The organism is Aphanothece microscopica RSMan92, assembly GCF_046613545.2.
In the GTDB taxonomy this organism is placed as follows: Bacteria; Cyanobacteriota; Cyanobacteriia; order PCC-6307; family Cyanobiaceae; genus NIES-981.
This window is the reverse complement of sequence record NZ_JBKKKY020000447.1, coordinates 1-507: the sequence shown is the minus strand read 5'-3', so window position 1 is coordinate 507 and position 507 is coordinate 1. Positions and strand designations below refer to the sequence as shown.

The following is a 507-nucleotide window of genomic DNA, read 5'->3' as shown; positions in this document are numbered from 1 at the left end:
GAATCCCCGTCCCCCCGGCGGCTCGCCATTGGCTTTTCGCCGTCCTGCTGGCGTTCGGCCCCGCGCTGGGTGTTGGCGCCCAGGTTCCGGCCGTGCCGCCTGCCGTCATCGAGCCGTCCACCGGGTTCACGGCTGTACAGCGTGCGGAAATCCTGGCGATTCTCCGCCAGGCTTTGAGGGAGGATCCCTCGCTGATCCGAGACGCGCTGGCCGGTCTCGACGAGGCGGACCGCCGTGAGCGGGCCCAGGCGCAGCGCGAGGCCATCGTACAGCAGGCGGCCGCGCTTTTCCGCGACCCCGCCGACCCGGCCAAGGGTAATCCTCAGGGTGACCTGACGATCGTCGGGTTCTTCGATGCGCGCTGCGGCTATTGCAAGCAGATGCACCCGGCCATGCAGGCCCTGCTGCGACGCGATCCGAACATCCGTGTCGTCCTGAAGGACCTGCCGATCCTCGGGCCGGCCAGCGTGGTCGCTTCCCGCGCCCTTCTGGCCGCGCAGCGGCAGG

The 507-nt window shown here is 70.2% G+C and carries 1 protein-coding gene; it reads left to right on the top strand.

Annotated elements, in window-relative coordinates; translation table 11 throughout:
• Positions 1-92: 92 nt before the first annotated feature.
• Positions 93-507, top strand: a 415-nt coding sequence (locus tag ACLD7X_RS18475) for a DsbA family protein (protein ID WP_425625495.1), incomplete at its 3' end; no start/stop codon positions are given.